We start from the raw sequence: 14159 nt of genomic DNA, 5'->3' as shown, positions 1-14159 counted from the left end.
GCAAGCTGCGCTCATCTCACGCCCCTACAGGACTCCTCCATGAAAGCCGTCGCCTATCACCAGTCGTTGCCCATCGATAACCCGCAAGCCCTGCAGGACGTGCAACTGGATGCGCCGACCCCCGGCCCACGGGATCTGCTCGTCGAGGTCAAAGCCATCTCGGTGAACCCGGTGGACACCAAGATCCGTCGTAACGTGGCCCCCGAGCAAGGCCAGGCCAAGGTACTGGGCTGGGATGCCGCCGGCGTGGTCAAGGCGGTCGGTAGCGACGTCACGCTGTTCAGGGTCGGCGATGAGGTTTCCTACGCAGGCGCCATCAATCGCGCTGGTGCCAACAGCGAATTGCATCTGGTCGACGAACGTATCGTCGGGCGTAAACCACGCAGCCTGCCCTTCGCCGAAGCCGCCGCCATGCCGCTCACGGCGATCACCGCCTGGGAGCTGCTGTTCGACCGCTTGCAGGTCACCAGCGGTAGTGTCGACCAAGGCCAGAGCCTGCTGATCATCGGCGCTGCGGGTGGCGTCGGGTCGATACTGGTGCAACTGGCGCGGCAGCTCACCGGGCTGACCGTGATCGGCACCGCCTCGCGCCCGGAGACCCAGGCCTGGGTACAGGAGCTGGGCGCTCACCATGTGATCGACCACAGCAAACCACTGAACGAGGAACTGGCGCGTATCGGCATTCCTCAGGTCACACACGTAGCCAGCCTGACCCAGACCGACCAGCACTACGATGCACTGGTCGAAGCGTTGGCGCCCCAAGGCCGTCTGGCACTGATCGACGATCCGCTCCAGCCGCTGGACGTGATGAAACTCAAGCGCAAGAGCATTTCCCTGCACTGGGAACTGATGTTCACCCGCTCGCTGTTCGAAACCGCCGACATGATCGAACAGCACCGCCTGCTCGACCGCGTTGCCGATCTGGTCGACGCCGGCACCCTGAAAACCACGCTGGGCGAACACTACGGCACCATCAACGCCGACAACCTGCGCCGCGCCCATGCCCTGCTGGAAAGCGGCAAGGCGAAGGGCAAGATCGTGCTGGAAGGTTTCTGACGACGCCCTTAGGGTGGGTCGGGCCGCGCAGGTTAGCGACGCCAGGTATAGCCGTATCAAGTACCGCTATCTCGGCGCGTCGCGTAACCCACCAAGCGATATCCGCCGTAACGCCCATGGTGGGCTACGACGCAACGATCCCCACGCGCCGCTTGCGCCCTGCAACAAGCACCTAATCCACCCTACGAGGATTTTGCGCTACTGAAATCGTGCGCAATGATCCTCGGCGGGTAGCGCTGCGGTGTACCACACGTAGTCCGCTTGTTGCGCCGTTACCGACTTGCCCACCTCGGACAGGATCAGCACCTGGGCGCTAGCGGGTGCGCCCAGGTCACCGAGGTGCAGCGGCACACCCAAGTCACGCCGCACATGAAAAGCGCCTGCGAACAGCATCGCCGGCTGCGGCGCGGCCAGCAACTGTTCGGCCATGCGGCGGTCACGTTGTTGCTGCACCGCCAGCATCGCCGGCAATTGACTCACCGGCAGCTTGTCGCAGTGGGATTCGCGAATCTGCTCCAGCAGCGGCTCTCGCACCGCTGCGGCAGTCGAGGCCTGGCCCTGCAGAACAGGCTGCTCACGGTAGATGGCCATGATCTCGGCGCGGTCTAGATTGGCAGCTCTCAAGCCGTAGCGCTGTGCCAACCCATGACGAACGATCGGCCCATACAACGCCCAGGGCCAGCCGTTACTCCACTCCAGCGCCTTGGGCAAATCATCGATCTGTCTGCCTTCTCTCAGTTGCTGCGCGACCTCGTCGGCCAGGTGCTGCTGGCCCGAGGCGAGCATTTCCAGCAGCAAACTGCCCTGCTCGCGGCGTTGCTCCAGCGCATGCAGCAACCACAGCTGAAGGGCATGATGATCCGGGTTGTCGTGCTGCTCGCCGACCAGTACGCGGGGCGCCGTGGCCAGCCGCGCCACCAGTTGCTCGGGCGTCAGCCGCTCGCCACTGTGCAGATCGACGATCTGCCCCAGCTCGGCATGCCCGTGTCCCTGCGGGCTTTGCCACGCAGGCAGCGGCGCCAGAACAGGCTGGCTTTGACAGGCGGCGAGCACCAACAGGGCAAGCAACAGAAGACTACGCATGAAAATTTCCTTCAGCGGGCAACGATGAGCGGATGCCCCCGCTCGGGATGCTGCTGCACCAGCACCTCGAGACCGAACACGGCCTGCAACGGCTCGGCGCGCAGCACCTCGGCGGGCAGGCCGATGGCGTGGGTTCGCCCTTCGTTGAGCAGCAGCAGACGGTCGCAGTAGCGCGCCGCCAGATTCAGGTCATGGAGGATGACCAGCACCGCAGCGCCCTGTTCGGCAAAACGGCGCACGGCCTGCAGCGTGGTGTGCTGATGCAGAGGGTCGAGCATGGACGTGGGTTCGTCGAGCAACAGCGTCTGCTGGGCACCACCAGGCCACAGCTGGGCCAGAACCCTAGCCAGGTGCACGCGCTGACGCTCGCCACCTGACAATTGCAGATAGCTGCGCTCGGCAAGGTGCTCGGCATCGGCTGCCTGCAGCGCCTCGCGGACGATCTGCGCATCACGGTCACGACCAGTGTCATGGGGCATGCGTCCCATGATCACCACATCACGGACCGCAAAACCGAAGCTCAGTGACGAACTCTGCGGCAGCACCGCCAGGCGTCGTGCCCGTTCCCCACCCTGCCAGGCGCTCAATGGACGATCGCCGAGCGACACTTCGCCCGTTGCCGCCGCCAGCTCGCCACACAGGGCACCGAGCAAGGTGCTCTTGCCAGCACCGTTCGGACCGAGCACGCCCAGCACCTCTCCGGGCTGCAACTGCAGATCGATATCGGCCAGCACCTGTTTGTCGCCGCGCTTGATCGACAGCTTGCGTGCGCTGAGCATCAGGTGCGCCCCCGTAGCAGCAGATAAAGAAAGAACGGGGCACCGATCAATGCGGTAACGATGCCGATGGGCAGTTCGGCAGGCGACAGGATCAGCCGCGCGAACAGATCGGCCAGCAACAATAGACTGGCACCGGCCAGCGCCGAAGCGGGCAGCAGAACGCGATGGTCCGGGCCGACCAGCAGGCGCACCAGGTGTGGCACCACCAGGCCGATGAAACCGATCATTCCGGCCGCCGCCACTGCCGCGCCGACTCCCAACGCGGTGCAGAACACCAGCTCGCGCTTCAGCCGTTCGACCGCAACGCCCAGATGGCGGGCCTCCGACTCACCGAGTAGCAAGGCATTCAGCGCCTGGGCCCGACGCGGCAGCCACAGCGCCACGGCGAGGGTCACCAGCAACAGGGGCCAGAGGCGCGCGTAGCTGGCGCCATTGAGGCTGCCGAGGTTCCAGAAGGTCAGGGTGCGCAAGGTGGCATCGTCGGCCAGGTAGGTGAACAGGCCGATGCAGGCGAATGCCAGCGCATTGAGGGCGATCCCGGCGAGCAGCATGGTGGTCACGCTGGTCTGGCCGTTGCGCCGCCCCAGACGGTAGACCAGTGCGGTAACCACCAGCCCGCCCAGAAAGGCGCACAGCGACAACAGATAGGGCGCGAACAGCTCGGGAATGCCGCCCAGTGCCGCGCCACCGACGATAGCGACAGCCGCACCGAGCGCCGCACCGCTGGAGACGCCGATCAGACCGGGATCGGCCAACGGGTTGCGGAACAACCCCTGCATCGCCACACCACACAGCGCCAGCACGGCGCCGACCGCAAGGCCCAGCAGCGTACGCGGCATACGGATCTGGCCAAGAATCAGCTCGGCCTGCTGCAGGCCGTCACCTTCCAGTGGTAACCCGCTCAGGCGCAGCGCGGCACGCAAGGTGTCACCCAGCGGCAGACTGACGGGCCCGAGTGCCAAGGACAGCCACAACGCGAGCGCGAGCAGCAGGCCCAGTGCGATAAACAGTGAGCGCGGGCTGATCAGCGGTCTCATGGGGTCGCGGGGGTAAGCGGCGTACGGCCAGGGTAGAAGGCCGCCGAGAGCTCGGCGAGGCCGGCGGGAATGCGTGGGCCGAGGCCGCCGACCAGCAAGGTCGGATCGATGGCAACCAGGCGCCCTTCTTTCCCCGCCTTGGTCGAAGCCAGCGCCGGGTTCTGCTTGAGCAGTGCCTGCTTGGCCTCGTCACCGCTCAGGCGGCGATCGGCGAAGATCACCACCTCGGGGTCCAGTGCCAGCAACGCCTCGGTGGACAGCGCCTTGTAGCCATCGTGGGTGGTCAGGTTCTTGCCGCCAGCGTGCTCGATCATCCAGGCCGCAGCCGTGTCCTGCCCGCCGGCCATGGGGCTGCTGCCTGCATGCCCGAGCAGCAGCAATACGCTGGGCGTCTTGCCGTCGGCCTGGGCCTTGGCGACCCAGTCGGCCTGTTCGCTCAAACGCGCCTGGTAGGCGTTGAAAACGCTTTCGGCGTGCGCTTCGTCGCCGAGCAGTGAGCCGATACGTTGCAGGTTGCCATGCAAGGCCTGCAGGTCGGCTTCAGCCGACAGGGTTTCCACCTTCACTCCGGCTGCTGCCAACTGCGCCAGCACCGGCGGCGGGCCCATCTCCTCGGTGCCGAGCAGCACCTCGGGACGCAGCGCGAGGATGCCCTCGGCAGCCAGCTGGCGCTGATAGCCGACACTCGGCAATGCCTTCAGGGAGGCCGGGTGCAGGCTGGTGGTGTCGACCCCCACCAGCTTGCCTTCACCCCCCAACTCGACGACCCACTCGCTGAGCGAGCCACCCGCGCTGACCCAGCGCTGAGGCAGGTTGTCGGCACTCGCCACCAGCGGCGACAGCAGGCTGGCGAACAGGGCGAATACGGCGATAGGGCGGGTCATGGATCAGGCTCCAGAAAAACACGATTCGTATCCCAGCCACTGCAAAACGTCGTTGGCCAGGGCTGGCAGTGTAGCCGCAGACAGGGCGGCTGCCTCTGCTTTCAGAGTTGCAGGGCCGGGGTTTCTTCCGCCAGGCGGCGCCAGTCCTCACGCTCCGGCACACCCGGCTTGCGCGCACCGAACAGCTGCAGGATCAGCTCGCCATTGGCATCGAAGGCTTCCCAGCTGGTGATCACACCGTCGCTGCTCGGCTTGCGCACGCGCCACAGTTGATGGACGTCGTTGGCCTTGAGGTGCAGGTTGAACTGCGGGTCCAGCACGTTGAACCAGGTATCCATCCAGCGCAGGTTGCTCACCGGGCCGGTATGGATCTGGATGCAATGCCGGTTGCCGACGAACACCATGATCGGCACCTCGGCAGCCGCAGCGCGCTCGAACACGCCCGCCAGGGCATCGGGCGCCAACCTCTCGGCCCACTCGCCGCCTGCCAGGCGCAGGGCCTGGGTGCGGGTCGCAGCGTGGGTCTTCAGCAAGGCGAAGAAATGGTGGGTGTCCTTGAGCGTCGCCCAGCCGACACGCAGGGCCTCGACATCGATCTGCTCGTCCGCCCGCGGCGCCGCGGGCTCCGGCAGAGCCCTCAGTTCGAGTTCAGGCAGTTGCTGCGCAGCACGGAACCGCTCGACCAGGGGCTCCCAGGCCGCCAGCTGGCTGTACTCGGTGAGGTACACCTTGTGCACCGCCATGCCCTGATGATCGAACACCTGAACGCTGCGCATCGCTCCGCGCGGGCTTTGCTCCTCGACGGCGAACACGCTGGCCCAGCCACCGAGAAACAGGCGCAGGTCGATATCCGCGGATACCACCAGGCCCATCTGGCCATTGCCGGTCACCGTCACGTCGCGATAGACGCCCTTGCGCTCGTGCACGCAGGACTCGTTGCGGGTCAGCGCCATGACCTGGCCGAGCTCGCCCAGCGCAGGCAGCAGCGTTGCCCACTCGGGGCGCAGGCGCACTGCATCCACGCCCAGTCGGCTGGCCGTCAGCTCGGCTTCGCTGACACCCAGCTGCGCTGCCGCATCACGGGCACGCAGGTGCGGCTGTTCAACACGCAGCGCCTGCCAGGAGGCGTACAGGCCTTTGCCGGCACCGGATAGATCGCTCATCACTTCAACTCCTTGCAAGCCCCGCTGACCAGGCGAGGGAAACCGCAGACTGGAAAAGGGTAAACGCCCCGTTCCGAGAGCGAAACGGCGCAAATATTAAATCATCTTAATTGTCATGAAGTCTCGTTTACAAACGATAATCACTAGCATTAAATATGTCATCCCTGCCTATCCGCTGTTCGACATGATCGAGGAGAACTGCATGTCGCCCACCCCGCCTTTCCCGCTTCGCTCATGCCTGGCCCTGTTGTTGCTCGGACCGTCACTGGTCAGCGCACAGACCCTGCAACTGGACCAGACCACGATCAGTGCGACCCGCACGGAACAGAGCACCAACAGCGTTCCCAACACCGTGTCGGTGATTACCGAACAGGATATCGACCGCAAGACGGTGAAGAACATCAAGGACCTGACCCGCTACGAACCGGGTGTTTCGGTCAGCGGCACGGGCAGTCGCTTCGGACTGTCAGGCTTCACTATCCGGGGCATCGGCGGCAACCGCATCCTCACTCAAGTGGACGGGGTGCCCATGCCGGACGCCTTCACCTTCGGGCCATTCCTCGACGCACGGCGCAATTATGTCGACCCGGATACCCTCAAGCGTGTGGAGATCATCCGCGGCCCGGCCAGTTCGCTGTACGGCAGCGATGCCATTGGCGGTGCGGTCAGCTTCCTGACCAAGGATGCCGCCGATTACCTCGAAGCCGGCGACGACACCTATGCCCGCCTCAAGACCGGCTACGACGGGGCAGACGACAGCTGGTCGCGCAGTGCGACGCTGGCCGCCCGCCAGGGCTCACTCGATGGTCTGCTGCACCTGGGCAGGCGTGACGGCCAGGCCCTCGACACCTACGGAGGCCGAAGCGGGATAGGTGCCAGCCGTGAAGAGGCCAACCATCAGGACTACACGGCCAGCAACCTGCTCGCCAAGATCGGCTGGAATTACCTCAACGACGACCGCCTGCAACTGACTTACGAGCGTTACGAGGACGATGCCGACACCAGGGTGCTCAGCGAATACAGCACCGCGGCCACCGTGCGCACCTCCGATGCAACCGACAACACCGATCGCGACCGGATCAGCCTGCTGCACAGCTTCGCTCTGGATACTGCGCTCAGTGATCATGTCGAATGGCAACTGAGCTATCAGGAAAGCCAGATCCGTCAGCGCACTTACCAGCAGCGTTTCAGCGGCGGCAGCTTGCGTGAGCGCAGCCGAGACTCGACTTATCAGGAAGATCTCTGGGCCTTCAACACCAAGTTCGACAAGGCCTTCGAGACCGGCCCGGCCAACCATCGACTCATTTATGGCTTCGACTTCAAGCGCCTCGAGAGCAGTGACCTGCGCAAAGGCCGTGAAGTGTTCGCCAGCAGCGGCCTGCCGGTTCCGGCGATTCCTGGCGACGAGACCTTCCCGCTCAGCGACTTCCCGGATCCGACCTCGACCGAATATGCGTTCTTCGTTCAGGACAATATCGAGATAGGCCGCTGGACGTTGCTGCCTGGCCTGCGCTACGACCACTACGAGATGAAACCGAAGGTCACTCAGCACTATCTGAACAGCCAACCGGTGAACCGCAACCCATCGGACTATCGGGACGAGGCCATCTCGCCGAAACTCGGCATCACCTATCAAATCGACGATGCCCACAGCGTTTACGGTCAGTACGCGGCAGGATTCCGAGCGCCGAATCCCGTGGACATCTTTGGCGAGTTCATCAACTTCGCCCGCAACTACCAGACCATCGCCAACCCCGGCCTGAAACCGGAGACCAGCGACAGTTACGAGATCGGCCTGCGCGGTCAGTACGATAGCGGCGCCTTCGGTGTGGCACTGTTCTACAACCGTTACGATGATTTCATCGAGCAGATGACGTTGGCCAGCGACCCGACCGGCGCCGGACGCATGACTTTCCAGTATCAGAACCTTGATCGCGTCACGATCCGTGGTGCGGAGGCCCGCGGTGAGCTATTGCTCGAGAGCTTCGGCATGCCTGCCGGCAGCCATCTGCGTAGCGCCATCGCCTATGCACGCGGCAAGGACGAGGCAACCGGGCAACCGATCAATAGCGTCGACCCGCTCAAGGCGGTGCTCGGCCTTGGCTACGATGCGCCGAGCGGCCAGTTCGGCGGTGAGCTGACCTGGACGGTGGCGGCCGCCAAGAAGCGTGTCGACCAAACGCAGATCGCCAACCAGTTCGAGCCCTCGGGCTACGGCACCCTCGATCTCAGCGCTTACTGGAATATCGGTTCCGGCGTATCGGTCAACGCGGGCCTGTTCAACCTGACGGACAAGCAGTACTGGCAATGGGGCGACGTACGCAGCCTTACCGAGAACAGCTCGAGCCTCGGGCGCTATTCCCAACCGGGACGCCACGCAGCCTTCAACCTGATCTGGGAAATATGAACAGCGCAACCTGAGCCCATTCGCGCAAGGACGCGCGCCCCCTTCCATCGCCAGGCCGATCCGGGATAATCCCCGCTCAGGCCTGGAGACTTCGATGATTCGTCTATGCGCCCCGCACGAGCTTCCGGAAGCTCAAAGCCGGGGCTTTTCCGTTACAGGTACGCAGCTGTTCGCCGTACGCAAGGGTGGCGAGGTGTTCGTGTACCGCAACCGTTGCCCGCATCGCGGCGTGCCGCTCGAGTGGCAGGCGGACCAGTTCCTCGACCCCAGCGCCAGCCTGATTCAATGCGCCCGGCATGGTGCGCTGTTCCTGATCGAGTCCGGCGAGTGCGTGGCCGGGCCCTGCGAGGGCGATGCTCTGCACGTGATCAGCAGCAAAGAGGATTTGGACGGGATCTGGGTCGATCTGTAGGTCAGAACCCGGGTATCGCTTCGCTCGAGGCCCGGCCACGGAGGCATGTTGACGCGAACGCAGCGTCGTCGCCTGGAGGGAGCACTCTCAAGCCAGCACTACATCCAGGCGCCGTACCACCTCGATGCCCTGCGGCGAGATATCCACACCGTAGGCCAGCACCTCGACACCGGCTTGCACCGCCTCGGTCAGGGCCGCCGCGTAGGCCGGGTCGATTTCCCCGGCAGGTCGCACCGCCTCGATACCCGACAGGTTCACGCCATACAGTTGCACCGCGCGCACGCCACTGCGTGCCAGGGCGGCCAGCTCACGCAGGTGCTTGGTGCCGCGTTCGGTACGCGCATCCGGGAAGGCCGCCACGGCACTGTCGGCGAAGCCCAGGGTCACGCTCTTCACCTCGACGAAAGCCACACCGCTGGCGTATTCGAGGCAGAAGTCCACCCGACTGCGCTCCACGCCATAAGGCACCTCACGGCGCAGCGCGGTGAAGCCCGCCAGCTCGGAAATAACCCCGGCGCGCAGCGCCTCCTCGACCAGCCCATTGGCACGCCCGGTGTTGATACAGGCCAGCCGACCATGGGGCGTTTCACCGATCTCCCAGGTGCCCGGTAGCTTGCGCTTGGGGTCACTGGAGCGGCTGAACCAGACCCGGCAGCCCTCGCTCATGCAGTTGAGCATCGAGCCGGTGTTCGGACAGTGGATGGTCAGCAGTTCGCCGCTGGCGGTTTCGATGTCGGCGAGAAAACGCTTGTAGCGACGCAGCAGGCGACCTTCTTCGAGCGGCGGATCAAATCGCATTGGCGCTCCACGTCTTCAGGCCGCGGGCAATGCGTTCGACCGCTTGCTCCAGGCGCGGCAGGCTCTGCGTGTAGGCGAAGCGCACGTGATGCCCTGCCTGATGACGACCGAAGTCCAGGCCCGGGGTGAACGCGACATGCTCGGTTTCCAGAAAGTGTTGGCAGAACCCATAAGCATCGCCACCGAAGGCGCTGATATCGGCATACAGATAAAAGGCGCCCTGCGGCTCCACGGAGATGCCGAAGCCCAGGTCGCGCAGCGCTGGCAGCAGGAAGTCACGGCGCTCGGCAAAGGCGGCACGGCGCTCTTCGAGAATCGCCAGGGTCTGCGGCTCAAAACAGGCCAGCGCGGCATGCTGGGCCATGCTCGGCGCGCTGATGTAGAGGTTCTGCGCCAGTTTTTCCAGATCCCCCACTGCTTCTTCGGGCGCCACCAGCCAGCCCAGTCGCCAGCCGGTCATGCCGAAATACTTGGAGAAGCTGTTGAGCACGAAGGCGTCGTCATCCACCTCCAGTACGCTGCTGGCATCCACGCCATAGGTCAGGCCGTGATAGATCTCGTCCACCACCATGTGACCACCACGGGCCTTGAGCGCCCGGGAAAGCGACGCCAGCTCTGCAGCGCTCAGCAAGGTACCGGTGGGGTTGGCAGGCGAGGCGAGCAAGGCGCCGACACTGTCGGCGTTCCAGCAATCGGCCACCGCCCGAGCGGTCAGCTGATAGCGCTCCTCGGGCCCGACCGGTACCAACTGCGCAGCGCCTTCCACCAGACGCAAAAAATGCCGATTGCAGGGATAGCCCGGGTCGGCCAACAGCCAATGCTTGCCGGGATCGACCAGCAGGCTGGCCGCCAGCAACAGCGCACCGGAGCCGCCCGGGGTGATGAGGATGCGCTGTGGGTCTATGCTCAGCCGGTAGCGTTGCGCATAGAAAGCGGCGATTGCCTCACGCAGGGCGGGCAAGCCGCGAGCGGCGGTATAGCGGGTATGGCCTGCCGCCAGTGCAGCCTGCCCGGCCGCGACGATGGGCGCGGCGGTGGTGAAGTCCGGCTCGCCGATTTCCAGATGAATGACATCATGGCCCTCGGCCTGCAATTGATTGGCCCGCGCCAGCAGTGCCATTACGTGGAACGGTTCGATCGCGCGACTGCGGGCGCTGTAGAGCTGAGCCATGGGGAAATGCCTTGGGAAACCTATTAAAGGTGGAATTCTATCAGGGCCGCCCGGTCATACCGTGCCAACGCACCACTGAAACACGTGTTTACATTGCGATTGCAGCCATCCGTTCGGCAGATAGACAAAGCCCGTAGCGCCCTGGCAAAGCCGCTGGCAACGCTCTATCGGACCAAGACGCATAACCACGACATCCGGGAGTGGCGCGGCTTGAGTCGATCTGGTAAGTTCGCCGGCTTGCAGTCGCAGGGCCGTTATTGTAAACGGCAACGGACACATTCCCTGCGCGGTGGATTAGAGAGAGTGAGAGGCGGTCATCCATGCCCATCAAAGCAAAAGCAACAAACGGCCAATTGATTCGTGGCTTCGAACCCTACAAGGAAACCAAGGGCGAGGAGTACATGAGCGAGGCGATGCGCGCCCACTTCACCGGCATCCTGAACAAATGGAAGCTGGAGCTGATGCAGGAAGTCGATCGTACCGTGCACCACATGCAGGACGAAGCAGCCAACTTCCCGGATCCGGCAGACCGTGCCAGCCAGGAAGAAGAGTTCAGCCTGGAACTGCGTGCCCGCGACCGTGAGCGCAAGCTGATCAAGAAGATCGACGAAACGCTGCAACTGATCGAGGACGAAGATTACGGCTGGTGCGATTCCTGTGGCGTCGAGATCGGCATCCGCCGTCTGGAAGCCCGCCCAACCGCCACCCTTTGCATCGATTGCAAGACCCTGGCGGAAATCAAGGAAAAACAGGTCGGCTCCTGAGTCGATCGAACAACGGGGCGCTCAGGCGCCCCGTTTCGTTTCGCCCTGCCAAACACCCCGCCATGCAAAACACCCCCTATATCGGTCGCTTCGCCCCTACGCCCAGTGGCTATCTGCACTTCGGCTCGCTGGTCGCTGCCCTCGCCTCCTACCTCGATGCCCGCTCCGTCGGCGGCCGCTGGCTGCTGCGCATGGAAGACCTCGACCCGCCCCGGGAAGTCCCCGGCGCACAGAGCGCGATTCTGCAGACCCTCGAACGCTACGGTTTGCACTGGGACGGCGAACTGGTTCGCCAGAGCGAGCGCCATGCCGAGTACGAAGCGCTGCTGCAGCGCCTGTTCGATCAGGGCCTGGCCTACGCTTGCACCTGCTCACGCAAGAAGCTGGAAGGCAACGGCGGCGTCTATCCGGGCTACTGCGGCAATGCCGGCCATGGCCGCCATGACGCCGCTATCCGCCTGCGCGTGCCACAGCTGACCTATCGCTTCATCGACCGGGTACAGGGCGAGTACAGCCAGCACCTGGGCCAGGAGGTTGGCGACTTCGTCATCTGTCGTCGTGATGGCTTGTACGCCTACCAGCTCGCCGTGGTGCTGGACGATGCCTGGCAAGGCGTCAACAACGTGGTACGCGGTGCCGACCTGCTCGACTCGACGCCAAGGCAACTCTATCTGCAGGAATTGCTCGGGCTCTCTCAGCCGCGCTACCTGCACGTACCGCTGATCATCCAGCCCGATGGCCACAAGCTCGGCAAATCCTATCGCTCACCGCCCCTGCCTGAAGATCAGGCCACCCCGTTGCTGATTCGCGCCCTGCGCGCGCTGGGCCAGCAGGCGCCGAGCGAGCTCGCGTACGCCAGCGCCGACGAGCTATTGCTGTGGAGCGCACGCCACTGGGATGCAACCCGCATCCCGCGGACACGTAACCTGGCGGAAAGTCAGTTGCGCTGATCGCCGGTAAAGGGCAGCCTTGCGCCCCCAACCCAGGATCAGGAATCTGCCATGCGCGCCCAGCTCGAAGAACTCATCGGCAAAATCAGCTCGGGCTGCCTGCCGCAGGACGAAATCACCCGTATCGCGGACGAGGCTGCCCAGGCCTACGCTGACCCACAGGCATTTCTGGCGGCCAACCCGGACATCAACTACGACGACAGCTTTCCCATCCCGCTGGGTGAATGGATGGTGGTGGGCAACCTGCCCGACACCGTGCTGTTCCAGGCCGACAGCTACGATGAGCTGTTTCGCCAGATCACCGAATCGTTCGGCCCGGAAGTGAGCTTCGTCCTCACCGCCAAGCAATTGCACAAGGTCGAGCCACTGAAGGCCCTGAACCGCATTCAGGTGCAGCTGAGCAGCCTGTCCAAGGAAACCCAGGGCTACGTGCTGGTCGACTTCAGCGAACCGCTGGACGATGAGTTGCAAGCCGTACTGGTGTACACCAGCGATCTGCCACGGGTGCTGGAGCTGGCGGTGGAAGTGGGCATCTACGCTGCACCGGCCCATGAGACCCTGAAGGCGGCGCAGGCCGAGCAGTAAGCCTGGGGCCAGCCCAGGTTCTCGCGTCACGGCCCTGAGAGATGCCTGGGCATCGGCGCCGGCAGAGCTACAGCCCGGCGTCGTGCAGCCTGCGCAGGTGCTCGATGTACAGGCTGACCGGGTTGACGCCCTCGCCGGCACGGCCGAAGTGCTGATTGACGATATCCAGATGATCCAGCGGGTAGTCGTCGCGAATCACCTTGCCCAGGTGGGAGCTGACACGACCGACCATGCCGTCGCACTGCCCGGCCTCACGTACGAAGGTTCGCGCGAAACGGCGGCAGAACCAGTTCGACAGGTCGCGGCGGTTGCCACCCTGATCGGTAATCCCCGGCTGCAAGGTGCCGGACCAGGAGTAATAGCGCACGCCATTGACCTCCTCCGGCCCCTCTTCGCCCCAGACCGATGGCAGGCCCTGCGGATACTGGTGGTTGAAGATGCCGACCCCCTCGGTGGTCAGCGAACGATGGGCGGCGGTGGCATTGATCGGCATGCTCGCGCCGCGAGCACCGCTATCGAACAGTGTCACCAGCCGTGCCAGCACATGCACGCCCAACTGCAGCAGCGTGCCGCGCAGGCTGCCCGGTGCAGCTTTGCGCTCGATGTGGTCGGCCAGCTCGGACCCCTGATGCGGGCCAGCCAGAGAAGTCACCGACGCCACCCATTCCGGCCGGTGCGCAGCGGCGTAGCGACACACCAGAGCACCATGGCTGTGGCCGATCAAATGCACCTTTTCCGCACCACTGCGGCGCCGCGCCTCGGCGATCTGCAGCAGTAACTGTTCGCCACGAAGCTCGGTGGCATGTACCGCCGACAAACGCGCCGGATAGACGTCCACACCCTGGTTGCGCAGGGCTGTGACGATGCCATACCAGTATTCGAAACCAAACAGGCTGACGAAACCCAGAAAGCCTGGAACCAGCACCAGTGGATACCGGGGAACTGCACGATGACCCATTTCAGTCTCCATGGAGGGGCGCCACCCGGCGAAAGACAGCATCGGGGGAACGCCAGGGAAAGCACATCATGATTGTCGATGGCCACTATCGAGACAGTCGACTTCATCCCTG

Annotated in this window: 14 protein-coding genes; 6 read left to right on the top strand and 8 right to left on the bottom strand. The window is 64.3% G+C overall.

Features of this window, described 5'->3' with window-relative positions; genetic code table 11:
• Positions 1 to 39: 39 nt before the first annotated feature.
• Entirely contained in the window at positions 40 to 1056 is a 1017-nt protein-coding gene (locus tag QRN22_RS21500) for a zinc-binding alcohol dehydrogenase family protein (protein ID WP_042554843.1), read from the top strand.
• Between the two features lie 198 nt (positions 1057 to 1254).
• Here the strand turns inward: QRN22_RS21500 and QRN22_RS21495 are convergent, their stop codons facing one another.
• The 5 genes from QRN22_RS21495 to QRN22_RS21475 all read right to left on the bottom strand — a co-directional run bounded on the left by QRN22_RS21495 (position 1255) and on the right by QRN22_RS21475 (position 6002).
• Entirely contained in the window at positions 1255 to 2139 is an 885-nt protein-coding gene (locus QRN22_RS21495; protein ID WP_042554842.1) for a ChaN family lipoprotein, read from the bottom strand.
• A gap of 11 nt (positions 2140 to 2150) precedes the next feature.
• The gene (locus QRN22_RS21490) at positions 2151 to 2918 is read right to left on the bottom strand and encodes a heme ABC transporter ATP-binding protein (protein WP_042554841.1); all 768 of its coding nucleotides are present in this window, start codon (positions 2916 to 2918) and stop codon (positions 2151 to 2153) included.
• Entirely contained in the window at positions 2918 to 3955 is a 1038-nt protein-coding gene (locus tag QRN22_RS21485) for a FecCD family ABC transporter permease (protein ID WP_042554840.1), read from the bottom strand. Before QRN22_RS21485 ends, QRN22_RS21490 begins: the two co-directional genes overlap by 1 nt.
• Entirely contained in the window at positions 3952 to 4839 is an 888-nt protein-coding gene (locus QRN22_RS21480; RefSeq protein WP_042554839.1) for a heme/hemin ABC transporter substrate-binding protein, read from the bottom strand. The genes QRN22_RS21485 and QRN22_RS21480 overlap by 4 nt, the downstream gene beginning before the upstream one ends.
• A 101-nt stretch (positions 4840 to 4940) precedes the next feature.
• Positions 4941 to 6002 (bottom strand): hemin-degrading factor, encoded by a 1062-nt coding sequence (locus tag QRN22_RS21475; RefSeq protein ID WP_042554838.1) that lies wholly within the window; start codon positions 6000 to 6002, stop codon positions 4941 to 4943.
• 202 nt (positions 6003 to 6204) lie between these two features.
• Here QRN22_RS21475 and QRN22_RS21470 point away from each other — a divergent pair, with 202 nt between their 5' ends.
• Together QRN22_RS21470 and QRN22_RS21465 are read left to right on the top strand one after the other, a co-directional pair.
• Positions 6205 to 8409: a TonB-dependent hemoglobin/transferrin/lactoferrin family receptor gene (locus QRN22_RS21470; RefSeq protein WP_042554837.1), complete on the top strand. Its 2205-nt coding sequence runs from the start codon at positions 6205 to 6207 to the stop codon at positions 8407 to 8409.
• 94 nt (positions 8410 to 8503) lie between these two features.
• On the top strand, positions 8504 to 8821 hold the full coding sequence (locus QRN22_RS21465) for a Rieske (2Fe-2S) protein (protein WP_042554836.1): 318 nt from the start codon (positions 8504 to 8506) through the stop codon (positions 8819 to 8821).
• Positions 8822 to 8908: 87 nt separating this feature from the next.
• On the opposite strand, the gene sfsA is transcribed toward QRN22_RS21465, so the two are convergent.
• Positions 8909 to 9619: a DNA/RNA nuclease SfsA gene (gene sfsA, locus QRN22_RS21460; RefSeq protein ID WP_042554835.1), complete on the bottom strand. Its 711-nt coding sequence runs from the start codon at positions 9617 to 9619 to the stop codon at positions 8909 to 8911.
• Positions 9609 to 10790 carry a pyridoxal phosphate-dependent aminotransferase gene (locus QRN22_RS21455; RefSeq protein ID WP_042554834.1) on the bottom strand — a complete coding sequence of 394 codons (1182 nt, stop codon included), beginning with the start codon at positions 10788 to 10790 and terminating at the stop codon, positions 9609 to 9611. Before QRN22_RS21455 ends, sfsA begins: the two co-directional genes overlap by 11 nt.
• Positions 10791 to 11110: 320 nt before the next feature.
• Here QRN22_RS21455 and dksA point away from each other — a divergent pair, with 320 nt between their 5' ends.
• From dksA to QRN22_RS21440, 3 genes are all read left to right on the top strand, one after another.
• On the top strand, positions 11111 to 11554 hold the full coding sequence (gene dksA / locus QRN22_RS21450) for an RNA polymerase-binding protein DksA (RefSeq protein ID WP_042554833.1): 444 nt from the start codon (positions 11111 to 11113) through the stop codon (positions 11552 to 11554).
• Positions 11555 to 11616: 62 nt separating this feature from the next.
• Positions 11617 to 12504, top strand: coding sequence for a tRNA glutamyl-Q(34) synthetase GluQRS (gene gluQRS, locus QRN22_RS21445; protein WP_042554832.1), 888 nt, complete (start codon positions 11617 to 11619; stop codon positions 12502 to 12504).
• A gap of 51 nt (positions 12505 to 12555) precedes the next feature.
• Positions 12556 to 13089, top strand: coding sequence for a hypothetical protein (locus tag QRN22_RS21440; protein WP_042554831.1), 534 nt, complete (start codon positions 12556 to 12558; stop codon positions 13087 to 13089).
• Between the two features lie 67 nt (positions 13090 to 13156).
• Here the strand turns inward: QRN22_RS21440 and QRN22_RS21435 are convergent, their stop codons facing one another.
• Complete coding sequence (locus QRN22_RS21435; protein WP_042554830.1) at positions 13157 to 14047, bottom strand: lipase family alpha/beta hydrolase; 891 nt, start codon at positions 14045 to 14047, stop codon at positions 13157 to 13159.
• Between the last annotated feature and the right edge of the window lie 112 nt (positions 14048 to 14159).

The organism is Pseudomonas sp. MEJ086 (genome assembly GCF_030209025.1).
GTDB lineage: Bacteria > Pseudomonadota > Gammaproteobacteria > Pseudomonadales > Pseudomonadaceae > Aquipseudomonas > Aquipseudomonas fulva_A.
Note: the sequence above shows the minus strand (reverse complement) of the source record. Positions and strands in the feature narration are given on the sequence as shown.